Below are 24,563 nucleotides of genomic sequence, written 5' to 3'. Positions count from 1 at the left end.
TCGTCCGGGAACGCTGTCAGTAGGGAACGGTGTCAGTAGGTCTGTGCGGCCTGCGCGGCCAGGTCGTCGGGGATGGTGACCCCCATCCGCCCGGCGGCGGTCTTGTTGATGATGAGCTGGACGTCGGACTGCGACTCCACCGGCATGGTGGCCGGCTTGGCGCCCGCGGTGAGGATCTTCACCGCCATCTGGCCGGTCTGGTAGCCGAGCTTGGAGTAGTCGATGCCGTACGTCGCGACGGTGCCGCGCTGGACGGAGTCACCCTCACCGGCGATCACCGGGATCTTCTGGCTCTCACCGACCTGGATCACCGATTCCAGCGCCGAGACCACGACATTGTCGGTCGGGACGTAGATGGCGTCCACCCCGGCGAGCGACTGGGCGCCCTGCTGCACCTCGGAGGAGTTGGAGACCGCGGCCTCCTTGACGGTGAGGCCCTCCTTGGCGGCGGCCTCTCGGGCCAGCTTCACCTGGACCGTGGAGTTGACCTCGCCGGAGCTGTAGATGATGCCCACGGTCTTCGCCTGCGGCTTGAGCTGCTTGACCAGACCGATCTGCTTGGCGACCGGATTGAGGTCGGTGGTGCCGGTGACGTTGCCGCCGGGCGCGTCGAGGGACTTCACCAGCTGCGCGGAGACCGGGTCGGTGACCGCGGTGAAGAGGATCGGGGTGTCGGTGATCGCCTGGGCCGCGGCCTGGGAGGTCGGGGTGGCGATGGCGAGGACCAGGTCCTCCTTGTCGGCAGCGAACTTGGTGGCGATCGAGGTCGCGGTCGCCTGGTCGCCCTGGGCGTTCTGCTCGTCGTAGTCGACCTTCAGACCGGCGTCGGCGAGGGCCTTCTTGAAGCCCTCGCGCGAGGCGTCGAGCGAGGGGTGCGAGACGATCTGGGTGATGCCGATCCTGTACGTCCTGCTGGCCGACGACTGGGCGCCGGCACCCGAGCCGGCGGAGTTGCCACAGGCGGCGAGGAACATCGCGGCGGCGGCGAGCGCGCCGACCACCCCGAGACGGGCTGACTTCATCGGTTGAGTCCTTCCTCTCCGGCGCGCCTTCGCACCGACCGTGTCCACTGCCGGCTCATTCTGCCTCGTCCATGACCCCGGAACCGGTCGGTAAGACGGTCCCGAAGGTACCAATCGGGTGACGAGTGACCCGTCCACGGCCCGCTGACGACGCGGGTACGTGCCACAGGTCGAACCGAACCCACCGGCTAGGTATTGACTCGACTGAATGTATGTATAAGCTTATCGACAGTTACCACTCCACCTCCCGGAGGCATCCAGATATGGCCACCACCGCCGCCCAGCCGCGCACCCCCGCCCGGATCGACCCGCGCGGCCCGCGCTTCGGCGCCATCATCACCTCGGTCCTGCTCGCCCTCACCCTGGTGCTCGGCCCGACCTGGGGGCTGATCCCGCTGGCGATCCAGACGCTCGCCTTCATCGGCGGGGCCGTCTTCGGCCTCTCCCGGCAACCATGGGGCTGGATCTACAAGACCTGGGTCCGTCCGCGGCTGGCACCGCCCACCGAGCTGGAGGACGAGGCGCCGCCGCGCTTCGCCCAGGTCGTCGGCCTGGTCTTCGCCGTGCTGGCCCTGATCGGTGGACTGGCCGGCGTCACGCTGTTGTTCTGGATCGCCGCCGCGTTCGCCCTCATCGCCGCCTTCCTCAACGCGGCGTTCGACTTCTGCCTCGGCTGCGAGGCGTACCTGCTGATCCAGCGGCTGCGCGCCCGTACGCCCCACCCGTCCGCCTGATCCTCCGCAGTCCCTCCCCGACAGGATTCTCCTTGTGACCGGCATCGTCATCCTTCTCGTCGCCCTGGCGGCGGCCACTGCCTTCGGCCTCCACCGCCGGGCCACCGACGGCCGCTCCCGCGCCACGGACGGCTCCCGGGCCCCGCACCTCACCCGCGACGACCTCGGCGCGGACCTCGGCACGGCGCGGACCTTCGTCCAGTTCTCCTCCTCGGTGTGCACACCGTGCCGGCGGACCCGGACGCTGCTGGAGTCGGTCACCGCGGAGCGTCCGGACGTGGCGTACGTCGACCTGGATGCCGAGAGCCGGCTCGACCTCGCCGACCGGTTCGGTGTCCTGCGGACCCCGACCGTGCTGGTCCTCGACCCCGACGGCGCGGTCGCCCACCGGATCGTCGGCCAGCCGCGACGCGCGGACGTCCTGGCCCTCCTCGAGCCCTCCCCCGAACCGCCGGTCGGTGCCCCGACCGGGGCGACCGTCCGGTAGCCACCCGTGATGGTGAGCCGGCGCCCCAGCCCGATGGCGATGTCCTGTCCGCGGAAGCGAATGCCGTGGGCGTGTTGACACACGCCCACGCACCGCTCGAGCACCCCGATCCCGGGGCAGCTCCTGACGCTTCCCGGAAGGACCACCGGACTTGTCCGCCCCTGCTCTGCTCACGACCACTGCTCTGCTCACGACCGATCACCGCCCCTCTGCTCCGGTCCCGACCTGGTCCGGCCCACTCGACCCGGTCCACCACGAGGTCCGGGCAGACGCCGAGGACCTGCCCGAACGGCTGAGTCGCTACCTCGGCGGCCTGTGCTCCCCCACGATCCAGGAGATCCGGCTGGCCGACGGCCGACGGGTCCGCACCGACCTGGTCCGGCTCAACCCGACCATCGACGCCTATTCCCTCGACCTGGACGGCCTCGCACCCACGCCGGTCTCGCGCTACGCCCCGTCCCGGCGGGCCGACACCGCGGTCCGCCGAACGGCGCCCGAGCTGGGCCGGATCGTGGCAGACTCCTATCCCGTGGTGCCGCTAGGGGAGCTGAGCCGCCGGGTCCGGGCCGCGGGATACCCGCTCGGCCGGGCTGATCTGCGCGAGCACGAAGCGATCGCGGCCACCCAGGCGGCGCTGTGGCACATCACCAACGGGGCGGACCTCGACGTACGGCCCCGGAGCGTCCCGCTGCGACTGGCAGCCGGACCGGTGGACGGGCTCCGGACGCCGCTCGACCCGACCGCACCGTCCTGGGCCGGCAGCGTCAGCGCCGAGCGGCCGCTGTCGGTGGAGATCACCTTCGACGGGCGCCCCCAGGTGGGCAGCTACCACGTCGGCCTGGTCGGGACCTCGGGCCGCGCCCCGCTGACCCTGCGCCTCGAACGCTCCCACGACGGCCTGCGCTGGCAGCCGGTGGCCGGCAGCGAACGGACCGTGACGCCGGCCGCGACCCGGACCCCCGCGGCGGGACGACGCACCGATGTCGACACCGTGCTGGGGGTGGGGGCGACGCTGGCCGACGGGATCGGCCAGGGGTTCCCGCACTACCGACTGGTGGTGTCGACCCCCGCCACCGCCCCGGTCCCGGTCGGGCTGGAGAGCCTCCGCTTCACCCTGACCGGCACCCCGACGTACGTGAATCCCGAGGGCGTCGTCCAGCTCTACCGCTACCTGCTCGACCGGGTGGCCGTCCCGGCCGACGGTGCCGACCTCCCCGCGGCCCGGACCCGGCTGGTGCCCGCCGGGGCCGCGGCCGTCCCGCCGCCGGTGCCCGGGGCAGTCGGCCCGTTTGTCCTGGTCGGGCCGGGACCGTCCCATCGGGTCACCTTCGAGCTGCCCGACGACCCGACCGCGACGGTGCTCGACGTCTGGGGCCGCCCGCTCACCGAGGGCATCCGGGCCTCCGAGCTCTTCTTCGTACGATTCACCGAGCACCCGTCCCCGGAGGGCCGACTGGTCGTGCACGCCACGGCGTCCCACGGCTGCGCCCCCCGGGTCCTGATCGGCTCCCGGACCCACGGCGGGCCGGAGGAGTTCACTCCCCTGCTGCACGGCGCCCGCGCGGTCCGCCGGGACTCCTGGACGTTCCGACTCGAGACCCTCGGTGCGGTGCGTCTCCCGGCCCCGAGCGGCGGACCACGGACCGGGGCGGCCGCCCGCACCGCCTGACCGCGCCGGCCGTCCCCGCGGCCGCCCCGGCCGACCCAGAATTCCTATCAAGTCACCAGGAAAACCCTTACCCAGAGAACACGGAGGAGACATGTCCGAACCCCGCACCGAGTCCCAGGCACTCGGAGACCTCGCTGCCCGGCAACTCGCCAACGCGACCAAGTCGGTCCCGCAGCTCTCCACGATCACCCCTCGCTGGCTGCTGCATCTGCTGTCCTGGGCCCCGGTCGAGGCGGGCATCTACCGACTCAACCGAGTGGTGAACCCGGAGCGGGTCACCGTCGACGTCGGCCAGATCGACGACCACCAGCTGCCGAACACGTTCGTGGACTACGAGACCCACCCGCGCGAGGTCACCCTGCGGCCGATCTCGACCATCGTCGACGTCCAGACCCGCGTCTCCGACCTGTACTCCAGCCCGCACGACCAGGTGGCCCAGCAGCTGCGGCTGACGATCGAGACGATCAAGGAGCGCCAGGAGTCGGAGCTGATCAACAACCCCGAGTACGGCCTGCTCTCCCAGGTCACGCCCGACCAGCGGATCTCGACCCGGACCGGCGCCCCCACCCCCGACGACCTGGACAGCCTGATCACGAAGGTGTGGAAGTCCCCCAGCTTCTTCCTCACCCACCCGGCGGCGGTGGCCGCGTTCGGTCGTGAGGCGACGTTCCGCGGTGTGCCGCCGGTCACCGTCAGCCTGTACGGCTCGCAGTTCATCACCTGGCGCGGGATCCCGATCATCCCCTCCGACAAGGTGCCGCTGGAGGACGGGAAGACCTCGTTCATCCTGGTCCGCACCGGCGAGGAGCAGCAGGGGGTGATCGGCCTGTTCCAGCCCGGCCTGGTCGGCGAGCAGAGCCCCGGCCTGTCGGTCCGCTTCACCGGGATCAACCGGCAGGCCATCGCCTCCTACCTGATCTCCCTCTACACCTCGCTGGCGGTGCTGACCGACGACGCGCTCGGCGTCCTCGACAACGTCGCGGTGGATGTCTTCCATGAGTACGAGTGATCCGATCGCGGCCGTCGGACCCGTCGACACCGCTCCGCCGATCTCGCCGGAGGTGATCCAGGGCCTGGCCACGAAGTTCCTCGCCGAGAGCTGGGGGGTGGCACCGACCGGGGCATCCCCGACCGGCGTCGTGCCGACCGGGGTACCGCCGCTCGTCGGCAGCGGCGCCCTGCCGGGCCCCGACTCACCGCCGCAGCTGGTCCCCCCGGCCCCTCGCGGGGAGTTCCTCCGGCCGGCGCCGGTGGAGTTCGTGTCCGTCGCGCCCGAGCCCCTGGAGCCCGAGCCCCTGGAGCCCGGGCCGATCGCCCCGGGCGGCCTGGGTGACGTCGACCGGCTGCTCGACCCCGGTGTGCTCCCGGTGTCCGGCATCGGCTGGAGTGACCGGCCCTACACCGGCACGATCGACCCGGAGCCGGCGGGGGATGCCCCGGTGTACGGCTTCCTGACCCGGCCGCGGCCGGCCGACCCGGCCGTCGCGCCGGAGCCGGCGGGTCCGGTCCCGGCCTCGGGGCCGGCCGATCCGTTCGGCCAGCCGGTCCCCGCGCTGCCGGACCGGGCGGCCGGTGAGGAGATCTTCGACGTCACCTCGCTGCGCCGGGAGTTCCCGATCCTCGCCGAGGAGGTCAACGGCCGTCCGCTGATCTGGTTGGACAACGCCGCCACCACGCAGAAGCCGCGGGTGGTGATCGACCGGCTGGTGCACTTCTACGAGCACGAGAACTCCAACATCCACCGGGCCGCGCACACCCTCGCGGCCCGGGCCACCGATGCGTACGAGGAGGCGCGGGAGACCGTACGACGGTTTGTCGGCGCCGCCCGCGACGAGGAGATCGTGTTCGTCCGCGGGACGACCGAGGCGATCAACCTCGTCGCCGAGTCGTGGGGCGCCCACAACCTCCGGGAGGGCGACGAGATCCTCATCACCCACCTGGAGCACCACGCCAACATCGTGCCGTGGCAGATCATCGCCCGCCGCACCGGTGCGCGGATCCGGGTCGCCCCGGTCGACGACCACGGCGACCTGCTGCTGGACCGGTTCGCCGATCTGCTCGGACCGCGCACCAAACTCGTCGCGGTGACGGCCGTCTCCAACGCACTGGGGACGGTCACCCCGGTCGAGCAGCTCGTCGACCTGGCGCATCGCGCCGGGGCGCGGGTGCTGGTCGACGGCGCCCAGTCGGCGCCGCACCTGCCGGTGGACGTCCGCACGCTGGGAGCGGACTTCTTCGTGTTCTCCGGCCACAAGGTCTACGGGCCGACCGGCATCGGCGTGCTCTATCTCTCCGAGCAGGTGTGGGACGAGACCCCCGCCTGGCAGGGCGGCGGCAACATGATCGCCGACGTCACCCTGGAGCGGTCGATCTACCGCGAACCGCCGCACCGCTACGAGGCCGGCACCGGCAACATCGCCGACGCCGTCGGGCTGGCCACGGCGCTGCGGTTCGTCGAGCGGATCGGTCTGCCGCGGATCGCGGCCTGGGAGGAGCGTCTGCTGGCCCACGCCACGCCCCGGCTGGCGGCCGTCCCCGGCGTCCGCATCGTGGGGACGGCACCGCACAAGGCGAGCGTGCTGTCCTTCGTCCTGGCCGGCCACGACCCGCTGGCGGTCGGCCGGGCGCTGGATGCCGAGGGCATCGCGGTGCGGGCCGGGCATCACTGCGCCCAGCCGATCCTGCGGCGATTGGGGCTGGAGGCGACTGTACGGCCGTCCTTCGCCTTCTACAACACCCTGGAGGAGGCCGACGCCCTGGTGGCGGCGGTCCGCCGGATCGCGGAGTCGTCGCCACGGCGATGAGCTGAGCGGGACCGTACGCTGCGGTGCCCCGGGAGCCTGGGCTTCCGGGGCACCGCTCCGTCCTGCGGGCACCGCTCCGTTCGCCGGGGGCACCGCTCAGTCCGGCAGGTCGGCGTCCAGGATCCGCAGGTCGAGTTCGATGTCCAGCAGGGTCAGCGCGGTGCTCGGGTGCGGTCCCTCGCCGGGGGCCGGCTTCCGCAGCTGTCGGTGCAGCTCGCCGAGGCAGGCCACGGCCTCGGCCCGCCGCCCGACCTGGGCGGCCAGTCGCGCGTACGCCAGACCGGCCTCCAGCCCGATCGTTCCGTGTCTCCCCCGCGCGCCCCCGGCCCACCGGCACAGCCCGGACAGGCCGGTGAGGGTCTCCTGCCAGATCTCGATCGGGCGGGCGCGGCTGACCCCGTGGCCGGAGAGGGTGGGCACCAGGGTGCGGTAGATCTCCGCGGCACGCAGCGGGCCGAACCGGCTGCGCTCCCCACCGCAGCGCACCATCCACCCGGCGAACCGGGACCGGATCGGCAGGCCGGTCTCGTCGGCCGGGGACAGCCAGACGACGGCCGGTTCGAGGACCTTGCCCAGCCGACGCGGCGAGGCGCCGGTCTCGGCGTACCGCCGGGCCACGTACCACAGTGCGGTCACCTCGGCCGGGTCCCGGACCGGCTTGTCCTCCAGGACCGCGGCCAACGCCCAGCAGGCTTCCCGGGCCAGCGGATCGGCCGGATCGATCTCGTACGATCCGCCGGAGTAGTGGGCGATCAGGGTCCGCAGCCGCTCGATCAGCTCCATCACCTCCAGCGGTGACGGCTCCGGGGGCAGGTCACGGCCGAGATGTTCGCCCGCCCGGTGCGGCAGCGGCCGCCACGGATCGCGGTCCTGGCCGTGGTCGTCGTCTCGGGGCACGGGGCCTCCCGGTGCATCCGGTCCGCACCCTTACCCGCGGACCATGTCAGCCCAGTGTGCCATCCGGTCGCCGCCGGCACCACCCGCCGGCGGGCCGGGCGGCGTACGGCGGCCGTTCAGTCGGCGAGCGGGCCGAAGGGCACGCCGAGGCGGCCGAGCATCTCCTCGCCGCCGTCCGGGGCGGTCAGCACCCAGAGGCCCTTCGGGGTGCAGGTGATGGTGTGCTCCCAGTGCGCAGCCGAGCTGGCGTCGAGGGTGACGACGGTCCAGTCGTCGTCGAGCACGGCGTTGTCCGGCGACCCGAGGGTCACCATCGGCTCGACGCAGAAGGCCATCCCACGGCTGATCCGCGGCCCCTTGCCGGCCCGGCCGTAGTTCGGCACGTCCGGCGGCTGGTGCATCGCGGTGCCGATGCCGTGCCCGACGTACTCCCGGACGATGCCGTACGGGCCGGCGCCCTCGACGTACGCCTCGACGGCGGCGCCGACGTCACCGATCCGGCCGTTGAGGTGGGCGGCGGCGATCCCTGCCCACATCGCGCCCTCGGTGACGTCGCTGAGCGTCTGCCGCGCCGCGACCGGGGTGCCGATCTGGACCGTCCGGGCCGAGTCCCCGTGCCAGCCGTCCAGGATGGCGCCGCCGTCGACCGACAGGATGTCACCGTCCTGCAGCGGGTAGTCGGTGGGCATCCCGTGGACGATCACCTCGTTGACCGACAGGCAGACGACGCCCTTGAAGCCGCCCTCGCCGTGGGAGTCGGCGCCGTACTCCAGGAAGTTCGACGCCGCGCCGTGCCGGGCCAGCGTCTCGCGCCCGATCCGGTCCAGTTCGCGCAGGGTCACGCCGGGGCGGGCCTGCGCGGTGATGGTGTCGAGCAGGTCTGCGACGACCAGTCCCGCCCTCCGCATCAGCCGGAGCTGGTCGTCGGTCTTCAGCTCGATGCCGCGACTGCTGAGAAACACTCAGACCTTCTCGGCGTCGAGCGCGGCGGCGATCCGCTGCCCGACCTCGTCGACGGTGCCGAGGCCGTCCACCTCGACGACCAGCCCGCGCTCGGCGTAGCTGGCCAGCAGCGGGGCGGTCTCCTCGTCGTAGACCCGCAGCCGGGTCCGGATCGTCTCCTCGTTGTCGTCGGCCCGGCCCTCGATCTCGGCCCGCTTCAGCAGCCGGCCGACCACCTCGTCGGTGTCCGCGGTGAGCGAGACGACCGCGTCGAGCGCTACCCCGAGCTCGGTGAGCATCCCGTCGAGCGCCTCCACCTGGGCGAGGGTCCGCGGGTAGCCGTCGAGCAGGAAGCCGGTCTTGGCGTCCTCCTCGGCCAGCCGGTTGCGGACCAACCCGTTGGTGATGTCATCGCCGACGTAGCCGCCGGAGGCCATGATCTCCTTGACCTTGAGGCCCAGCGGGGTCTCGTTCTTCACGTTCGTCCGGAAGATGTCGCCGGTCGAGATCGCCGGGATGCCGTAGCGGGCGGCGATGCCCTTGGCCTGCGTGCCCTTGCCCGCTCCGGGCGGGCCCATGATCAGGAGCCTCATCGTAGGAACCCTTCGTAGTTGTGCTGCTGGAGCTTGGATTCGATCTGTTTGATGGTGTCCAGGCCGACGCCCACGATGATCAACAACGAGGTGCCGCCGAACGGGAAGTTCTGGTTGGCCTGGAAGAGGATGAACGCCACCGACGGGATCAGCGCGATCAGCGCCAGGTAGAGCGACCCGGGCGCGGTGAGTCGGCTGAGCACGTAGGAGAGGTACTTCTCCGTCGGCCGGCCGGCCCGGATGCCGGGGATGAAGCCGCCGTACTTCTTCATGTTGTCGGCGATCTCCTCGGTGTTGAAGGTGATCGCCACGTAGAAGTAGGCGAAGAAGATGATCAGCACCGCATAGGTGATGACGTACACCGGGTGCGACATCGAGCCGAAGTACTTGCTCACCCACTGGGCGGCGGCACCCGTCGGCCGGAAGGTCGAGAACAGCACCGGCAGGTAGAGCATCGACGAGGCGAAGATGACCGGGATGACGCCGGCCTGGTTCACCTTGACCGGGATGTACGTCGAGGTGCCGCCCCGCAGCTTGCCGCCGATCATCTTCTTGGCGTACTGCACACCGATCCGCCGCTGGCCCTGCTCGATGAAGACCACCGCGGCCATCACGGCGAGACCGACCAGGATCACCAGACCCATGATCACCCAGCCCTGCGAGCCGGGCCGGGACTGGCGCACCGAGGCGAGGCCGTTGGGGAACTGCGCCGCGACCGAGGTGAAGATCAGCACGGACATGCCGTTGCCGACGCCCTTCTCGGTGATCAGCTCGCCGAGCCACATCACCAGGCTGGTGCCGGCCGTCATGGTCAGGATCATCACGATGATCGGGAACAGCCCGGAGTTGTAGACCAGCCCGGTGCAGCCGGGGATCAGCTGGTCGTTGACCGCGAGGGTGACGAAGGCGGTGGACTGCATGATCGCCAGCAGGATGGTCAGGTACCGGGTGTACTGGGTGATCTTCTCCTGGCCCTGGCCGCCCTCCTTGCGCAGCGCCTCCAGCCGCGGGATCACCACGGTGAGCAGCTGCAGGATGATCGACGAGGTGATGTACGGCATCACGCCGAGGGCGAAGATCGCCAGCTTCAGCAACGCCCCGCCGGAGAACATGTTCAGCATCGAGGCGAAGCCGGCCGCCCCACCGGTGGCCATCGCCCGGCAGGTGTCGACCTGCTGGACGTTGACGTTCGGGATGGGGATCGCCGACCCGAGCCGGAAGATGATGATGATCCCCATCGTGAAGAGGATCTTGTTCCGAAGATCGGGTGTCCGGAAGGCATTGGTGAATGCGGAGAGCACCGTGCCCCTCTCTTGTACGACGACGACACGCCCGGGGCGGACCGGTCCAGGCCGGGACCACCCGCGCGGACATCACACCCACATAGGCGTGCCCAGTGACTGTATCAGTCTTGTCTGCTACCGCCCCGACGGCAAACCGGTCCCGGACGCAAGGCATCCGTACGGCGAGCAGACGGGGACCTGCCCGGGTGGACCGGCCCGTCGGCGGACCGGGGTCCCGCCCGACAACGCAACAGGGCGGCTCCCGAGGGAGCCGCCCTGTGTCAGGCGCTTCGTCTGAGGGACGCGCCCTGGTCGAGCGCGGATCAGCGGGTCGTGGCGGTGCCGCCGGCGGCCTCGATCTTCTGCTTGGCCGAGGCCGAGTACTTGTCGACGGTGACCTGCAGCGCGACCGACAACTCGCCGGCGCCGAGGATCTTCACCGGCCAGCCGTCGCGGACGGCGCCCTTGGCGACCAGGTCGTCGACGGTCACCTCGCCACCCTCCGGGTAGAGGGCGACGAGCTTCTCCAGGTTCACCACCTGGTACTCGACCCGGAACGGGTTCCGGAAGCCGCGCAGCTTCGGGACCCGCATGTGCATCGGCATCTGGCCACCCTCGAAGTTCTCGGGGGTGTTCTTGCGAGCGCCGGTGCCCTTGGTGCCACGGCCCGAGGTCTTGCCCTTCGAGCCCTCACCACGGCCGACCCGGATCCGGTCGCGCTTGGCGCCGGGGGCCGGCTGGAGATCATGCAGCTTGATCGCCATGGTCAGTCAACCTCCTCTACGGTGACCAGGTGGCGGACCGCACGGACCATGCCACGGATCGCCGGGTTGTCGGGCTGCTCGACGGACTGGCCGATCTTGCGCAGCCCGAGACCGCGCAGGGTCCGCCCCATCTGCGGCTTCTCGCCGACGACACCCTTGATCTGGGTGATCTGCAGCTTCGCCATCAGGAAGCCACCTCCTGCTTCGCCTCGTCGCGGGCCCGCAGCAGCGCGGCCGGGGCCACGTCCTGCACGGCCTTGGTGCGGCGCTTGGCGACGTCCTCGGGCTCCTCGAGCATCTTCAGCGCGGCCTCGGTGGCGTGCACCACGTTGATCGCATTCGGCGATCCGAGGGACTTGGCCAGCACGTCGGCGATGCCGGCGCACTCCAGCACGGCGCGGACGGCGCCACCGGCGATCACACCGGTACCGGGAGCGGCCGGGCGCAGCATGACCACACCGGCGGCCTTCTCGCCCTGGACCGGGTGCGGGATCGTCTTCTGGATCCGGGGGACGCGGAAGAAGTTCTTCTTCGCCTCCTCGACACCCTTGGCGATCGCCGCCGGCACCTCCTTGGCCTTGCCGTAGCCGATGCCGACGGTGCCGTCGCCGTCGCCCACCACGACCAGCGCGGTGAAGCTGAAGCGGCGGCCGCCCTTGACGACCTTGGCGACCCGGTTGATGGTCACCACGCGCTCGATGAACTGGTTCTTGTCCTCGGTGTTCCGGCCCCGACGATCGTCACGGCCGCGACGCTCGCCACGGCCGCCACTGCGGCCCTGGTTCTCACTCATCGCTTTCCTATTCCTCTCGTCGTACCGTCAGAAGTCCAGACCGGCCTCGCGCGCACCGTCGGCGAGCGCAGCGACACGACCCTGGTACTTGTAGCCGGCGCGGTCGAACACGACGTGTTCGACCCCCGCGGACTTCGCCCGCTCGGCGACGAGCGCCCCGACCCGGCGGGCCTTGGCGGACTTGTCGCCCTCCAACGCGCGAAGGTCGGCTTCCATCGTCGACGCCGACGCGACCGTACGCCCCTGGGTGTCGTCGATCACCTGCACGAACATGTGCTTGGCGGACCGGGACACCACCAGCCGGGGGCGGTCGGCGGAGCCGAAGATCTTCTTCCGGCCGCGCACCTGGCGGCGCTGCTTGGACGCCGCCTTCGGCGCGGTGTTCTTGTTGTGCGTCAGGGAGATGCCCATCGTCACTTACCTGCCTTTCCGGCCTTGCGGCGGACATGCTCGCCCTCGTACCGGACGCCCTTGCCCTTGTACGGCTCGGGCTTGCGGATCTTGCGGATGTTGGCGGCGACCTCACCGACCAGCTGCTTGTCGATGCCCTGCACCGCGAAGTGCGTCGGGTTCTCGACGGTGAAGGTGATGCCCTGCGGGGCGTTGACGATCACCGGGTGCGAGAAGCCGAGGCTGAACTCGAGCTGGGTCGGCCCCTTCGCCTGGACGCGGTAGCCGACGCCCTGGATCTCGAGCTTCTTGACGTAGCCCTGGGTCACCCCGGTGACCATGTTGTTGACCAGGGTACGGGTCAGGCCGTGCAGCGACCGGTTGAGACGCTCGTCGTTCGGACGCGCGACGACCAGCTCGCCGGTCTCGTTACGGCTGATGGTGATCGGCTCGGCGACGCGGTGCTCCAGCTCGCCCTTCGGACCCTTGACCGTGACCTGCTGGCCGTCGAGGGTGACCTCGACGCCGGACGGGACGGTGATCGGGAGCCTTCCGATTCGGGACATGTGTTATCTCCTCTCGGTCTCGTCCGTCACCACACGTAGGCGAGGACTTCCCCACCCACGCTCTTGGCCTTGGCCTCACGGTCGGTCAGCAGACCCTGCGAGGTGGAGATGATGGCGATGCCCAGGCCCCCGAGGACCTTCGGCAGGTTGGTCGACTTGGCGTAGACCCGCAGACCCGGCTTGGAGATGCGGCGGACGCCGGCGATGGAACGCTCGCGCTCCTCGCCGAACTTCAGCGTCACGGTCAGGGTCTTGCCGACCTCGCCCTCGGCGGGTTCGGTGACCGCGTAGTCGGCGATGTAGCCCTCCTGCTTGAGGATCTCGGCGATGCCCGCCTTGATCTTCGAGTGGGGCATCGACGCCTCGTCGTGGTACGCCTGGTTGGCGTTACGCAGACGCGTCAGCATGTCTGCGATCGGATCGGTCATGCTCATGGCTCAGGAAGCCTCTTTCTCACTGCGGTTTCCGGGGCGGTGCTCCGGACCTGCGGCGGTGGAAGTTGAAAATCGTGGGATGCGGTGCGGTGCCGGTGAGTGGCCCCCGTACGCGGCGCCCGCCCGCTCACCGGTCCCGGCCTGCAGCCGGGGCCCGGGGGCGGTGCACACCGCGTACGTGGGACTCACCAGGACGACTTGGTGACGCCCGGCAGCTCGCCCTTGTGCGCCATCTCGCGGAGGCACACCCGGCACAGGCCGAACTTGCGGTACACCGAGTGCGGCCGGCCGCACTTCTGGCAGCGGGTGTAGGCCCGGACGCCGAACTTCGGCTTGCGGGACTGCTTGACCTTCAGACCGGTCTTTGCCATCAGTCACTCACTTCTTCCCACGGGAGTAGCGCGGGCCCTTGGCCTTGGCCCTGGCCTTCTTCGGGTTGTCGTTGAAGGGGAAGCCGAGCTGCTTGAGCAGCGCCCGACCCTCCTCGTCATTGGCCGCCGAGGTCACGACGGTGATGTCCATGCCACGGGTGCGGTCGATCCTGTCCTGGTCGATCTCGTGGAACATCACCTGCTCGGTGAGACCGAAGGTGTAGTTGCCCTTGCCGTCGAACTGCCACTGGTTCAGCCCGCGGAAGTCGCGGATCCGCGGCAGCGCCAGGGTGAGCAGCCGGTCCAGGAACTCCCACATCCGGTCGCCCCGCAGGGTGACGTGGGCGCCGATCGCCTGGCCCTCGCGGAGCTTGAACTGGGCGATCGACTTGCGGGCGTTGGTGACCTGCGGCTTCTGACCGGTGATCGCGGTCAGGTCCTTGAGCGCACCGTCCATCACCTTGGAGTCACGGGCGGCGTCGCCGACACCCATGTTCACGGTGATCTTCACCAGACCGGGGATCAGCATCGGGTTGGCGTACCGGAACTGCTCCTGCAGTGCCGGGACGATCTCCTCGCGGTACTTGGCCCTCAGCCGGGGCGCCACGTGGGTGGTCTCGGTAGCGGTCGGCGACATCAGAACTCCTCCCCGGTGGCCTTGGCGATCCGGACGCTGCGATAGGCCTCGTACGTCGAGCCGTCGGCCCGGGTCCGGGTGACCTTCTCGCGCTTGTGGCCGATGCGGGTGACGACCTCGGCGCCGTCCTTCTTCACCACCGGCTGCACGTTCGAGACATGGATCGGCGCCTCGGACGAGACGATGCCGCCCTTCTCGACCCGGCCGCCGGACTGGCGGTCGGTGAGGTGGCGCTTGACGATGTTGACACCCTGCACGGTGACCCGCTCGCGGGTCGGGTCGACGGCGATGATCTCGCCGACGGTGCCCTTGTCCTTGCCGGAGATGACCTTGACGCGGTCACCCTTCTTCACATGGAGCTTCTTCTGGGCTGCCATCTCAGATCACCTCCGGAGCGAGCGAGATGATGCGCATGAACTTCTTGTCGCGCAGCTCACGGCCGACCGGGCCGAAGATGCGGGTGCCGCGGGGCTCCCCGTCGTTCTTCAGGATGACGGCGGCGTTCTCGTCGAACTTGATGTACGAGCCGTCGGGGCGACGGGTCTCCTTGACGGTACGGACCACGACGGCCTTGACGACCTCACCCTTCTTGACGTTGCCACCGGGGATGGCGTCCTTCACGGTGCAGACGATGGTGTCGCCGAGGCCGGCGTAGCGACGACCGGAGCCACCGAGAACACGGATGCAAAGCAACTCCTTTGCACCAGTGTTGTCGGCGACCTTCAGTCGCGACTCCTGCTGGATCATCTTCTATCTCCTGGTTGTCCCACCGGTTCCCCCGTTGCCGAGGGCCTGGTGGAACTCGATGTGGTTACTTGGCCTTCTCGACGATCTCGATGAGACGCCAACGCTTCGTACGCGAGGTGGGGCGGGTCTCCATGATCCGAACGCGGTCACCGATGCCGGCCTCGTTGTTCTCGTCGTGGGCCTTGTACCGCGCGGTCTGACGCATCACCTTGCCGTAGAGGGAGTGCTTCTTGCGCTCCTCGACGGTGACGACGATGGTCTTCTGCATCTTGTCGCTGACGACGTAGCCGGTCAGCACCTTGCGGCGACCGCGCTCACCGGCGCCGGCCTCGGTCTGGGTCTGCTCGCTCATGCGTCTGCCTTCTCATCCTTCTCGGCTCGGGTTGCCACAGCGGCCTCGTCGGCCGGGTCCGCCTTGGCCTGGTCCGGGTCGTCCACGATCCCGAGGTTGCGCTCCTGCAGCACCGTGTAGATCCGGGCGATGTCCTTGCGGACCTCCCGCAGCCGGCCGTGCGACTCGAGCTGGCCGGTCGCGTGCTGGAAGCGGAGGTTGAAGAGCTCCTTCTTCAGCTCCACGACCTTCTCGTTGAGGGCCTCACGGCTCATCTGGCGCAGATCGGCTGCGCTGGTGGTGTTCGCCATCAGTTCTCACCTGCCTCGCGCTTGATGAAGCGCGCCTTCATCGGGAGCTTGTGGATCGCCAGGCGCAGGGCCTCGCGCGCCACCTCCTCCGGAACACCGGCGAGCTCGAACATCACGGCACCGGCCTTGACGTTCGCGATCCACCACTCCGGGGTGCCCTTGCCGGATCCCATCCGGGACTCGGCGGGGTGCTTGGTCATCGGACGGTCCGGGTAGATGTTGATCCAGACCTTGCCGCCACGCTTGATGTGACGGGTCATGGCGATACGAGCGGACTCGATCTGCCGGTTGGTGACGTAGGCGTTGGACAGGGCCTGGATGCCGTAGTCACCGAAGGCAAGCTCGGTGCCACCCTTGGCCGCGCCGCGGCGCGTGGGGTGGTGCTGCTTGCGGTACTTCACTCGACGGGGAATCAGCATGGCTATCAGGCTCCTGCGGTCTCGGTCGCGGAGGCAGCCTCGCCCTGCGGGGCGTTGTGGGCTGCCGCAGCATCCTGGCGGCGACGGCCACCGCGGTCGGGGCGATCCCCGCGGCCACGGCCACCGCGCGCCGGGCGCTGGCGCTGGTTGGCGTTCTGACGGGCGGCCTTCTGGGCGGCCCGCTCGGCCCGGGTCCCGGACACGTCACCCTTGTAGATCCACACCTTCACACCGATCCGGCCGAAGGTCGTCCGGGCCTCGTAGAAGCCGTAGTCGACATCGGCACGCAGGGTGTGCAGCGGCACCCGGCCCTCGCGGTAGAACTCCGAGCGGCTCATCTCGGCGCCGCCGAGACGACCGGAGCACTGGATCCGGATGCCCTTGGCCCCGGCGCGCATCGCCGACTGCTGCGCCTTGCGCATCGCGCGGCGGAACGCCACCCGGGCGCCGAGCTGCTCGGCCACGCCCTGGGCGACCAGCTGGGCATCGGTGTCGGGGTCCTTGACCTCGAGGATGTTCAGCTGCACCTGCTTGCCGGTCAGCTTCTCCAGCTGGCCGCGGACCCGCTCCGCCTCGGCGCCGTTGCGGCCGATGACGATGCCCGGACGCGCGGCGTACAGGTAGATGGTCACCCGCTCGGAGCGGCGCTCGATCTCCACGTCGGAGATGCCGGCGCGCTCGAGGTTGGAGTGGATCCACTCGCGGATCTTGGTGTCCTCACCGACGAACTCGGCGTACTGCTTGTCGGCGTACCAGCGGCTCACGTGGTCGGTCGTGATACCGAGACGGAAGCCGTTCGGGTTGATCTTCTGACCCATGCTCAGGCCTCCTTCTTCTGGGACTCGGTGGTCGAGCGAGGCTCGACGACGACGGTGATGTGGCTGGAACGCTTCAGGATGCGGCTGGCCGACCCCTTGGCGCGGGGTCGGATCCGACGCATCGTCATGCCCTCGTCCACGAACGCCTGCGAGATGTACAGGTCGTTGCGGCGCAGGCCGTCGGTGTTCTCGGCGTTGGCGGCGGCCGAGGCCACCACCTTGGCGACCGGCTGGGCGGCGGCCTGCGGGGCGAACTTCAGGGTGTCCAGGGCGACGGTGACGTCCATCCCGCGGACCATGTCGACCACTCGGCGGACCTTCTGCGCCGACATCCGGACCTGCTTGGCGATCGCGTAGTTACCGGGGCGATCGCCGAGCAGGGCCGCGCGACGGCTCGGCCGTGCCTTGTCAGTGTTGCTCATTGGCTCTCAACTTCCTCGGTCTCAGCGACGGCGCGACTTGCGGTCGTCCTTGATGTGGCCCTTGAACGTCCGGGTGGGCGCGAACTCACCCAGCTTGTGGCCGACCATGGCGTCGGTGATGAACACCGGCACGTGCTTGCGACCGTCGTGCACCGCGATGGTGTGCCCGATCATGTCCGGCAGGATCATGGAGCGGCGCGACCAGGTCTTGATGACACTCTTGGTGCCCTTCTCGTTCTGCGCGTCCACCTTCTTCCACAGGTGGTCGTCGACGAAGGGGCCCTTCTTCAGACTGCGAGGCATGTTCTACCTTCCCTTCCTCGATCAGCGCTTCTTGCCGGACTTGCGACGCCGCACGATGTCGCGGTTGCTGGCCTTGTTCTTGTCCCGGGTACGGCCCTCGGGCTTGCCCCAGGGGGACACCGGGTGACGGCCACCGGAGGTACGACCCTCGCCACCACCGTGCGGGTGGTCGATCGGGTTCATCACCACACCGCGGACGGTGGGGCGCTTGCCCTTCCAGCGGTTGCGGCCGGCCTTGCCCCAGTCGATGTTCGACTGCTCGGCGTTGCCGACCTCACCGACGGTGGCGCGGCAGCGTACGTCGACCATCCGCATCTCGCCCGACGGCAGACGCAGGGTGGCCTTCTTGCCCTCGCGGGCGACCAGCTGCACCGACGCGCCGGCGGACCGGCCCATCTTGGCGCCGCCACCGGGGCGCAGCTCCACGGCGTGGACCGTGGTGCCGACCGGGATGGAGCGCAGCGGCAGGTTGTTGCCGGGCTTGATGTCGGCGCCCTCACCGGCCACCACCTGGGCCCCCTGCTGGAGGTCCTTCGGCGCGATGATGTAGCGCTTCTCGCCGTCGGCGTAGTGCAGCAGCGCGATCCGGGCGGTGCGGTTCGGGTCGTATTCGATGTGCGCGACCTTGGCCGGCACGCCGTCCTTGTCGTAGCGCTTGAAATCGATCAGGCGGTAGGCCTGCTTGTGCCCGCCACCGATATGGCGGGTGGTGATCCGGCCGTTGTTGTTACGGCCACCGGTCTTCGGCTTCGCGACGAGCAGCGACTTCTCCGGCGTCGACCGGGTCAGCTCGACGAAGTCGGCAACCGACGAGCCGCGGCGGCCCGGAGTTGTCGGCTTGTACTTACGGATACCCATAGGATGCGTTCCTTGTCTCAGCGAGGAGTCCCGGTCAGTCGACCGAGCCTCCGAAGATGTCGATGCGCTGGCCGTCGGCGACCGTGACGATCGCCCGCTTGGTGTCGGGGCGCTTGCCGGTGCCGAACTTGGTCCGGCGCGACTTGCCCAGGCGGTTGATCGTGTTCACCGCGATGACCTTGACCCCGAAGACCTTCTCGACCGCGATCTTGATCTCGGTCTTGTTGGCGTCCGGGTCCACCAGGAAGGTGTACTTGTTCTGGTCGATCAGGCCGTAGCTCTTCTCGGAGACCACCGGGGCGATCAGCACGTCGTGGTGGACCCGGATCTTCAGCGGCTCGTTCACTTCTGCTCCTCCTCGACCTGAGCGGCGACCTCGACGGCCTCCGGCTCGGCGTTGCGGGTGCCGACGAAGGCGTCCAGGGCAGCCTTGGTGAACACCACGTCGTCGGCGTTCAGCACGTCGTACGCGTTCAGCTGGTCGGGGACCAGCAGGTGCACGCCGACGGCGTTGCGCAGGCTCAGCCGGGTGATCTCCTCGTCGCGGGTGACCACGACGAGCACCTTGCGGGCCTCCGACACGGTGGCCAGGGCGGCGACGGCGGTCTTGGTGGACGGCTTCTCGGCCACCCCGAGGCCGGTCACGACGCGCAGGTTGCCGTCGCGGAACCGGTCGGTCAGCGAGCCGTAGAGCGCCGCGGCGATCATCTTCTTCGGGGTCCGCTGGGCGTACGAACGCGGCTGCGGGCCGTGCGCGACGCCACCACCGGTCCACTGGGGCGAACGGATCGAGCCCTGGCGGGCGCGGCCGGTGCCCTTCTGGCGCCACGGCTTCTTGCCGCCGCCGGAGACCTCACCGCGGGTCTTGACCTTGTGGGTGCCCTGACGGGCAGCGGCCAGCTGGGCGATCACGACCTGGTGGATCAGCGCGATGTTCGGCTCGACGTCGAAGATCTCGGCGGGGAGATCAGCGGTGCCGGCCTTCTTGCCCTGGGCGTCCAGGACGTCGATGGTCAGGGTGCTCATGCGGCCTTCCCTTCCGTGGCAGCCTTCTTGTTGGCGCTGCGGAGGACGACCAGGCCACCCTTGGTACCCGGGATCGCGCCCTTGACCAGGATGAGGCCCTTCTCGACGTCGACCGCGTGGACCTTGAGGTTCTGCACCGTCTTCTTGTCCACACCCATCCGGCCGGCCATCCGCAGACCGCGGAAGACGCGACCCGGGGTGGAGCAACCACCGATGGAACCCGGCGAGCGGTGCTTGCGGTGGACACCGTGGCCGGCGCCCAGACCCTTGAAGCCGTGCCGCTTCATCACACCGGCGGTGCCATGACCCCGGGTGATGCCGGTGACGTCGACGTACTCACCGTCGGCGAAGACGTCGGCGGCCAGCTCCTGGCCGACCTCGTACTCGGCGGCGTCGGTGGTGCGCAGCTCCATCAGGTGCCGGCGCGGCGTCACGCCGGCCTTCTCGAAGTGCCCGGCCATCGGCTTGGTGACCTTCGTGGGCTTGACCGCGCCGTAGCCGAGCTGGACGGCGGAGTAGCCGTCGGCCTCGGGGGTGCGGACCTGGGTCACCACACAGGGACCGGCCTGGATGACGGTCACCGGGACGATCTTGTTGTCGGCGTCCCAGACCTGGGTCATGCCGAGCTTGGTGCCCAGCAGACCCTTCACCTTGCGTTCAGTGCTCATGATTCAGACGTCCCTCAGAGCTTGATCTCGATGTCGACACCGGCGGGCAGGTCGAGCCGCATCAGCGAGTCGACCGTCTTCGGCGTCGGATCGATGATGTCGATGAGCCGCTTGTGCGTACGCATCTCGAAGTGCTCGCGGCTGTCCTTGTACTTGTGCGGCGAACGGATCACACAGAACACGTTCTTCTCCGTGGGCAGCGGCACCGGGCCGGCAACCTGGGCACCAGTCCGCGTCACCGTGTCGACGATCTTGCGCGCCGAGGAGTCGATGACCTCGTGGTCATAGGCCTTCAGCCTGATGCGGATCTTTTGTCCCGCCACAGTTCGTCCTTCTCTCGTGCTTCGGCGGCCGCTCGGGTGAGCAGTACCGGTCTCCGTCACTCCCCGCCCGCTTTGGCCGGGAGACCCGCACGATCACGACGATCGAGCGACCCACGCGGTCGGGCGTGTCGCGTATCCGGGACAGAACAGGACCCAGATCTCCCCTGGTTCCTGATCCGTGTCCCGGGTCTGACGCCTCGTACACCGGGAGTCGATACTGCGCATCACCAGATGCCGGCATCCCCGGTGTCCGAGCCGCACCCGCGAACGCGGCGGCCGGACAGCGTGTGCCATCATCCATGCCCTGGGCCCCTCGACCGGGACCGACTCCCACCTCACCCGCCGGAAAATCGGCCGGCGACTCTGCGTGGAGACCCTATGGAATGTAGATGACACCTGCTGCCCTGTCGGAGCAACCCCACTATGTTGTCATCTCTGGCCGGATCGGGCAAATTGACCTGTCCGCGGCGGCACCAGGACCGGCGGACGGCGTCCGGGGCCGCACCGCCCCCACGATAGGGTCGGAGCGTGCAGCAGCGCCCCTCCGTGCCCCAGCGGCTGGCCCTGGTCAGCGACACCGAGATCCCCGAGGACGCCGTGGCGGCGGCGCGGGCCCTGTTCCCCGGCGCCACCGGCGTACGCCACCGCGAGGAGGCCGCCTGGCGCGCGGTCTACCTCGAGGGGGAGGCCCCGGCTCCGGTCGACGTCCGCCCGGTGACCACCGCGTACGGCATCTCCGGAGCGGTCATCCATGGCCCACTGCTGGACGGCCCGGACCTGGTGGTGATGGATGTCGACTCGACCTTCATCACCAGCGAGGTGATCGAGGAGATCGCCGACGCGGCCGGATCGCGCGAGGAGGTGACCCGGGTGACCGAGCAGGCGATGCGCGGCGAGATCGACTTCGCCGAGAGCCTCGCCGCCCGGGTGGCCACCCTGGCGGGAGTGCCGGTCACCGTCCTCGACGACGTCGCCGCCCGGGTGAGCTACACCCCCGGCGCGGAGGAACTGGTCCGCACGGTGCAGCGCCGCGGCGGGCACATCGGGCTGGTCTCCGGCGGCTTCATCGAGATCGTCGCCCCACTCGCCGCCCGGCTCGGCATCGAACTGGTCCGAGCGAACCGGCTCGAGGTCGACGGGTCCGGCCGGCTCACCGGCCGCACCCTCGGCGAGGTGGTCGACCGCCGGGTCAAGGAGCGCCAGCTGGGGACGTACGCCGCGGCGGTGGGCGCCGACCCGCACCGTACGGTCGCGATGGGCGACGGCGCCAACGACCTGGCGATGATCGCCGCCGCCGCCCTCGGGGTGGCCTTCTGCGCCAAGCCGGTGGTCCGTGCCCAGGCCCCGGCACAGATCACCTTCCACCGCCTCGACGCCCTGTGCGGGCTGCTGGACATCTGAGCTGCCGGACACCCGAGACGTCCGGACCCCTGACCCACGGTCCTGGCACCGGGGGACCATCTCGCCGAGGCCGGTCGGGCCGTCGAGTACCCTGGGGGGTATGCGACGTCACCTGTATCTGATCCGCCACGGCCAGGTCGAGGCGCGCTCCCCCGCCGCGGACAGGGATCGGCCGCTGAGCGCGTTCGGCCGCCGGCAGGCCGCCGAGGCCGGGGCGCTGCTGGCCGATCGTGGGATCGGCGTGGTGATGAGTTCAACCGCCGAGCGCTGCCGGGAGACCGTCGCCGGGTTGGCCCTGCCCGGCGCGCCCCGGCTGGAGTTCCAGGAGGCGCTCTACCAGGCCGATGTCGAGACACTGCTGCAGCGGATCGGCGAGATCGAGGACGAGGTGACCGCACTGCTGGTGGTCGGCCACTCCCCCGGTCTGCCCGCGCTGGCCGCCGAGCTGGCGTACGACGCCGGCCACGGTGACGCTGACGCCCAGCGCTGCGCCTTCCCGGCCGCTTCGGTCACCGAGATCGAGCTGCCCGGCACCTGGTCAGCGCTCGCCGAGGGAGACCGCGACGGCGTCCGCCTCGTCGGCACCATGGGCTCCGACGCGACGCCCGCGGTCTGCTGAGACCGTCGGTTCAGCTGCGCGGCGCCCCCGGCTTGCCCGGCAACGGCTCCTCCGGCACATCGTGGGAGGAATGCGACTGGACGTGGACGTACACGTCGCTGCGCCGCAGCACGCCGGTGATCGCCGCCTTGACCTCCTCGGCCAGCCCCCGGGCCCGGCCGACCGTCCACTCGTCCGGGACGCACAGGAACGAGTGCACCACCGCGAGCTGTCCTTGCTGGACGGTCTGGTTGGCCAGGAAGTGCACCGGCTCACGCGCGGCGAAGGTGTCCTCCACCGCCCGGATCCGGGCGATGTCCTCAGGGTCGAGGGACGAGCTGAGCAGCAGTGTCCCGGAGCGCCGCAACAGTCCCCAGCCGGTGACCAGGATGTTGCCGCCCACCAGGATCGCGACGATCGGGTCGAGGGGTTGCCAGTGGGTCAGCGCCACCAGTCCGATGCCGATCAGGACGCCGACGGAGGTCCATACGTCGGTCATCAGGTGCTTGCCGTCCGCTTCCAGGGCGATCGACCGGTGTCGGTGGCCGGCCCGGCGCAGCACGATCGACACCGCGAGGTTGATCACCGACGCCCCGGTGGCGAGCAGCAGGCCCAGCCCGAGTTGGGCCACCGGCTGCGGGGCGATCAGCCGCTGCACCGCGGTGTAGATGATCAGCGTCGCGGCCACCAGGATCATCGATCCCTCGGCGAGGGAGGAGAAGTACTCCGCCTTGCCGTGGCCGAAGGGGTGACCCTGGTCGGCGGGCTTCGCCGCCAGCCGCAGCGCCCAGACGCCGATCAGGGCGGCGGCGAGGTTGACCATCGACTCCATCGCGTCGGACAGCAGGCCGACGGACCCGGTCAACACCGCGGCGCCCCCCTTGATCGCCATGGTGGCCAGGGCGGCGGCCACGGAGAGCCACATGAAGCGGCGGAGGATGCGCGTGTCGACGGCCTGCGCGGCGGTCACAGAGGTGCTCATGTGGTGCGAGAGTAACCGCCGCGCGGCCGTCCCGGTAGCGAGGGAAGGCTGGCGAAAGGCAGGTGAGGCTCAGGAAATCCCGGTGCCAGAGGCGGAGCGGATCAGTGCCAGAAGCGAAGCGGATCGAGCAGGTCCGCCTGCGGGTCCTCCAGCGCCCCGATCGCCGCCATCTGCTCCGCCGACAGGGTGAAGTCGAAGAGCGACAGGTTCTCCAGTTGGCGGCGCGGATCGGCGGACTTCGGAACCGCCACGAAGTCCTGCTGGACCTCCCAGCGCAGCACCACCTGGGCGGTCGTCCGCCCCAGCGTACGGGCGGCGTCCAGCACCGCCGCCGAGGCCATCAGCTCGTCGCGGTGGTCGCGCCCCAGCGGGCTCCAGGCGCCGGTGACGATCCCGTGCTCGCGGTGGATGGCGACCAGGTCACGACGCGGCCGGGTCGGGTCCAGCTCGATCTGGTTGACCTCCGGCACGTACCCGTGGGCGAACAGGTCGGTGAGGAACGGCTCGGTGAAGTTCGAGGTGCCGATCGCCCGGGTGAGACCCGCCTGCTGGACGGCCAGCATCCCCTCGAAAGCCTCCAGGTAGCGGCCCTGGTCGGGGTTCGGCCAGTGGATCAGCAGCAGGTCGACGTAGTCGAGGCCCATCCGCTCCAGTGCGGCCTCCAGGGCCGGCCGGACCAGGTCCCGGCCGTGCCACTTCCGGTTGAACTTGGTGGTGACGAACACCTCCTCCCGGGGGATCGAGGCCTGTCGCACCCCGGCCCCCACCGCCGCCTCGTTCTCGTAGTTCTCCGCGGTGTCGAGCAGCCGGTAACCGGTCTCGAGCGCGGTGACGACGGCCTCGGTGCAGGCCGCACCGGTCATCGGCCAGGTGCCGAGCCCGAGCAGCGGGATGGCACCGCCGCTGCGGAGCGGGACGGTCGGGGCGAGCTGGGGAGCAGGCATGGAGGTCTCCTCGGTCAGGGGTGTCG

35 protein-coding genes are annotated in these 24,563 nt (G+C 70.0%); 7 read left to right on the top strand and 28 right to left on the bottom strand.

Annotation, left to right across the window (positions count from 1 at the left end; genetic code table 11):
- Positions 1 to 32: 32 nt before the first annotated feature.
- Complete coding sequence (locus R0145_RS03375) at positions 33 to 1,022, bottom strand: ABC transporter substrate-binding protein (protein WP_317839007.1); 990 nt, start codon at positions 1,020 to 1,022, stop codon at positions 33 to 35.
- Between the two features lie 263 nt (positions 1,023 to 1,285).
- On the opposite strand from R0145_RS03375, the gene R0145_RS03370 reads away from it, so the two are divergent.
- The 5 genes from R0145_RS03370 (at position 1,286) to R0145_RS03350 (ending at position 6,716) form a co-directional block, all read left to right on the top strand.
- Entirely contained in the window at positions 1,286 to 1,756 is a 471-nt protein-coding gene (locus R0145_RS03370) for a DUF4395 domain-containing protein (protein ID WP_317839006.1), read from the top strand.
- A 34-nt stretch (positions 1,757 to 1,790) separates the two neighbouring features.
- A complete protein-coding gene (locus tag R0145_RS03365; protein WP_317839005.1) occupies positions 1,791 to 2,243 on the top strand; it encodes a thioredoxin family protein in 453 nt (150 codons plus the stop codon).
- A gap of 151 nt (positions 2,244 to 2,394) precedes the next feature.
- Positions 2,395 to 3,912, top strand: coding sequence for a TQXA domain-containing protein (locus tag R0145_RS03360; protein WP_317839004.1), 1,518 nt, complete (start codon positions 2,395 to 2,397; stop codon positions 3,910 to 3,912).
- Between the two features lie 91 nt (positions 3,913 to 4,003).
- Positions 4,004 to 4,921 carry a family 2A encapsulin nanocompartment shell protein gene (locus R0145_RS03355; protein ID WP_317839003.1) on the top strand — a complete coding sequence of 306 codons (918 nt, stop codon included), beginning with the start codon at positions 4,004 to 4,006 and terminating at the stop codon, positions 4,919 to 4,921.
- Positions 4,908 to 6,716, top strand: coding sequence for a SufS family cysteine desulfurase (locus R0145_RS03350; protein ID WP_317839002.1), 1,809 nt, complete (start codon positions 4,908 to 4,910; stop codon positions 6,714 to 6,716). Before R0145_RS03355 ends, R0145_RS03350 begins: the two co-directional genes overlap by 14 nt.
- Positions 6,717 to 6,812: 96 nt before the next feature.
- Here R0145_RS03350 and R0145_RS03345 read toward each other — a convergent pair whose 3' ends face one another.
- From R0145_RS03345 to rpsJ, 25 genes are all read right to left on the bottom strand, one after another.
- On the bottom strand, positions 6,813 to 7,613 hold the full coding sequence (locus R0145_RS03345; protein WP_317839001.1) for a hypothetical protein: 801 nt from the start codon (positions 7,611 to 7,613) through the stop codon (positions 6,813 to 6,815).
- Between the two features lie 116 nt (positions 7,614 to 7,729).
- A complete protein-coding gene (gene map / locus R0145_RS03340) occupies positions 7,730 to 8,575 on the bottom strand; it encodes a type I methionyl aminopeptidase (RefSeq protein WP_317839000.1) in 846 nt (281 codons plus the stop codon).
- Entirely contained in the window at positions 8,576 to 9,148 is a 573-nt protein-coding gene (locus tag R0145_RS03335; protein WP_317838999.1) for an adenylate kinase, read from the bottom strand.
- On the bottom strand, positions 9,145 to 10,449 hold the full coding sequence (gene secY, locus R0145_RS03330; RefSeq protein ID WP_317838998.1) for a preprotein translocase subunit SecY: 1,305 nt from the start codon (positions 10,447 to 10,449) through the stop codon (positions 9,145 to 9,147). Before secY ends, R0145_RS03335 begins: the two co-directional genes overlap by 4 nt.
- A 305-nt stretch (positions 10,450 to 10,754) precedes the next feature.
- Entirely contained in the window at positions 10,755 to 11,195 is a 441-nt protein-coding gene (gene rplO, locus R0145_RS03325; RefSeq protein ID WP_317838997.1) for a 50S ribosomal protein L15, read from the bottom strand.
- A gap of 2 nt (positions 11,196 to 11,197) precedes the next feature.
- Complete coding sequence (gene rpmD / locus R0145_RS03320) at positions 11,198 to 11,380, bottom strand: 50S ribosomal protein L30 (RefSeq protein ID WP_317838996.1); 183 nt, start codon at positions 11,378 to 11,380, stop codon at positions 11,198 to 11,200.
- Positions 11,380 to 11,988 (bottom strand): 30S ribosomal protein S5, encoded by a 609-nt coding sequence (gene rpsE, locus R0145_RS03315; protein WP_317691086.1) that lies wholly within the window; start codon positions 11,986 to 11,988, stop codon positions 11,380 to 11,382. The genes rpmD and rpsE overlap by 1 nt, the downstream gene beginning before the upstream one ends.
- A gap of 27 nt (positions 11,989 to 12,015) precedes the next feature.
- Complete coding sequence (gene rplR / locus R0145_RS03310; RefSeq protein WP_317838995.1) at positions 12,016 to 12,399, bottom strand: 50S ribosomal protein L18; 384 nt, start codon at positions 12,397 to 12,399, stop codon at positions 12,016 to 12,018.
- 2 nt (positions 12,400 to 12,401) lie between these two features.
- On the bottom strand, positions 12,402 to 12,944 hold the full coding sequence (gene rplF / locus R0145_RS03305; protein ID WP_317838994.1) for a 50S ribosomal protein L6: 543 nt from the start codon (positions 12,942 to 12,944) through the stop codon (positions 12,402 to 12,404).
- 26 nt (positions 12,945 to 12,970) lie between these two features.
- Complete coding sequence (rpsH, locus tag R0145_RS03300; RefSeq protein ID WP_317838993.1) at positions 12,971 to 13,378, bottom strand: 30S ribosomal protein S8; 408 nt, start codon at positions 13,376 to 13,378, stop codon at positions 12,971 to 12,973.
- A 185-nt stretch (positions 13,379 to 13,563) separates the two neighbouring features.
- Positions 13,564 to 13,749, bottom strand: a complete 186-nt coding sequence (locus tag R0145_RS03295; protein ID WP_317838992.1) for a type Z 30S ribosomal protein S14 — start codon at positions 13,747 to 13,749, stop codon at positions 13,564 to 13,566.
- A gap of 7 nt (positions 13,750 to 13,756) precedes the next feature.
- Complete coding sequence (gene rplE, locus R0145_RS03290; protein ID WP_317838991.1) at positions 13,757 to 14,386, bottom strand: 50S ribosomal protein L5; 630 nt, start codon at positions 14,384 to 14,386, stop codon at positions 13,757 to 13,759.
- Positions 14,386 to 14,763, bottom strand: coding sequence for a 50S ribosomal protein L24 (gene rplX / locus R0145_RS03285; RefSeq protein ID WP_317838990.1), 378 nt, complete (start codon positions 14,761 to 14,763; stop codon positions 14,386 to 14,388). The genes rplE and rplX overlap by 1 nt, the downstream gene beginning before the upstream one ends.
- A gap of 1 nt (position 14,764) precedes the next feature.
- Positions 14,765 to 15,133 (bottom strand): 50S ribosomal protein L14, encoded by a 369-nt coding sequence (gene rplN, locus R0145_RS03280; RefSeq protein ID WP_153571267.1) that lies wholly within the window; start codon positions 15,131 to 15,133, stop codon positions 14,765 to 14,767.
- 64 nt (positions 15,134 to 15,197) lie between these two features.
- A complete protein-coding gene (gene rpsQ, locus R0145_RS03275) occupies positions 15,198 to 15,485 on the bottom strand; it encodes a 30S ribosomal protein S17 (protein WP_317838989.1) in 288 nt (95 codons plus the stop codon).
- Entirely contained in the window at positions 15,482 to 15,775 is a 294-nt protein-coding gene (gene rpmC / locus R0145_RS03270) for a 50S ribosomal protein L29 (protein ID WP_317838988.1), read from the bottom strand. Before rpmC ends, rpsQ begins: the two co-directional genes overlap by 4 nt.
- Entirely contained in the window at positions 15,775 to 16,194 is a 420-nt protein-coding gene (gene rplP / locus R0145_RS03265) for a 50S ribosomal protein L16 (RefSeq protein WP_317838987.1), read from the bottom strand. The genes rpmC and rplP overlap by 1 nt, the downstream gene beginning before the upstream one ends.
- Positions 16,195 to 16,199: 5 nt before the next feature.
- Complete coding sequence (rpsC, locus tag R0145_RS03260; protein ID WP_317838986.1) at positions 16,200 to 17,012, bottom strand: 30S ribosomal protein S3; 813 nt, start codon at positions 17,010 to 17,012, stop codon at positions 16,200 to 16,202.
- Between the two features lie 2 nt (positions 17,013 to 17,014).
- Positions 17,015 to 17,434, bottom strand: a complete 420-nt coding sequence (gene rplV, locus R0145_RS03255) for a 50S ribosomal protein L22 (protein ID WP_317838985.1) — start codon at positions 17,432 to 17,434, stop codon at positions 17,015 to 17,017.
- A 21-nt stretch (positions 17,435 to 17,455) separates the two neighbouring features.
- Positions 17,456 to 17,737 (bottom strand): 30S ribosomal protein S19, encoded by a 282-nt coding sequence (rpsS, locus tag R0145_RS03250; protein WP_317838984.1) that lies wholly within the window; start codon positions 17,735 to 17,737, stop codon positions 17,456 to 17,458.
- 21 nt (positions 17,738 to 17,758) lie between these two features.
- On the bottom strand, positions 17,759 to 18,595 hold the full coding sequence (rplB, locus tag R0145_RS03245; protein WP_317838983.1) for a 50S ribosomal protein L2: 837 nt from the start codon (positions 18,593 to 18,595) through the stop codon (positions 17,759 to 17,761).
- A 34-nt stretch (positions 18,596 to 18,629) separates the two neighbouring features.
- Entirely contained in the window at positions 18,630 to 18,941 is a 312-nt protein-coding gene (gene rplW / locus R0145_RS03240) for a 50S ribosomal protein L23 (protein ID WP_317838982.1), read from the bottom strand.
- Positions 18,938 to 19,621, bottom strand: coding sequence for a 50S ribosomal protein L4 (gene rplD / locus R0145_RS03235; protein WP_317838981.1), 684 nt, complete (start codon positions 19,619 to 19,621; stop codon positions 18,938 to 18,940). Before rplD ends, rplW begins: the two co-directional genes overlap by 4 nt.
- Positions 19,618 to 20,289, bottom strand: a complete 672-nt coding sequence (gene rplC / locus R0145_RS03230; RefSeq protein ID WP_317838980.1) for a 50S ribosomal protein L3 — start codon at positions 20,287 to 20,289, stop codon at positions 19,618 to 19,620. Before rplC ends, rplD begins: the two co-directional genes overlap by 4 nt.
- A gap of 14 nt (positions 20,290 to 20,303) precedes the next feature.
- Positions 20,304 to 20,612: a 30S ribosomal protein S10 gene (rpsJ, locus tag R0145_RS03225; protein ID WP_091414454.1), complete on the bottom strand. Its 309-nt coding sequence runs from the start codon at positions 20,610 to 20,612 to the stop codon at positions 20,304 to 20,306.
- Between the two features lie 528 nt (positions 20,613 to 21,140).
- Here rpsJ and serB point away from each other — a divergent pair.
- Together serB and R0145_RS03215 are read left to right on the top strand one after the other, a co-directional pair.
- Entirely contained in the window at positions 21,141 to 22,013 is an 873-nt protein-coding gene (gene serB / locus R0145_RS03220; protein WP_317838979.1) for a phosphoserine phosphatase SerB, read from the top strand.
- A gap of 100 nt (positions 22,014 to 22,113) precedes the next feature.
- The gene (locus R0145_RS03215; RefSeq protein WP_317838978.1) at positions 22,114 to 22,632 is read left to right on the top strand and encodes a SixA phosphatase family protein; all 519 of its coding nucleotides are present in this window, start codon (positions 22,114 to 22,116) and stop codon (positions 22,630 to 22,632) included.
- A 10-nt stretch (positions 22,633 to 22,642) separates the two neighbouring features.
- Here the strand turns inward: R0145_RS03215 and R0145_RS03210 are convergent, their stop codons facing one another.
- Entirely contained in the window at positions 22,643 to 23,593 is a 951-nt protein-coding gene (locus R0145_RS03210) for a cation diffusion facilitator family transporter (RefSeq protein WP_317838977.1), read from the bottom strand.
- Positions 23,594 to 23,694: 101 nt separating this feature from the next.
- On the bottom strand, positions 23,695 to 24,537 hold the full coding sequence (locus tag R0145_RS03205) for an aldo/keto reductase (protein ID WP_317838976.1): 843 nt from the start codon (positions 24,535 to 24,537) through the stop codon (positions 23,695 to 23,697).
- Positions 24,538 to 24,563: the final 26 nt, after the last annotated feature.

This window comes from Raineyella sp. W15-4 (assembly GCF_033170155.1).
Taxonomy (GTDB): domain Bacteria; phylum Actinomycetota; class Actinomycetes; order Propionibacteriales; family Propionibacteriaceae; genus Raineyella.
Note: the sequence above shows the minus strand (reverse complement) of the source record. Positions and strands in the feature narration are given on the sequence as shown.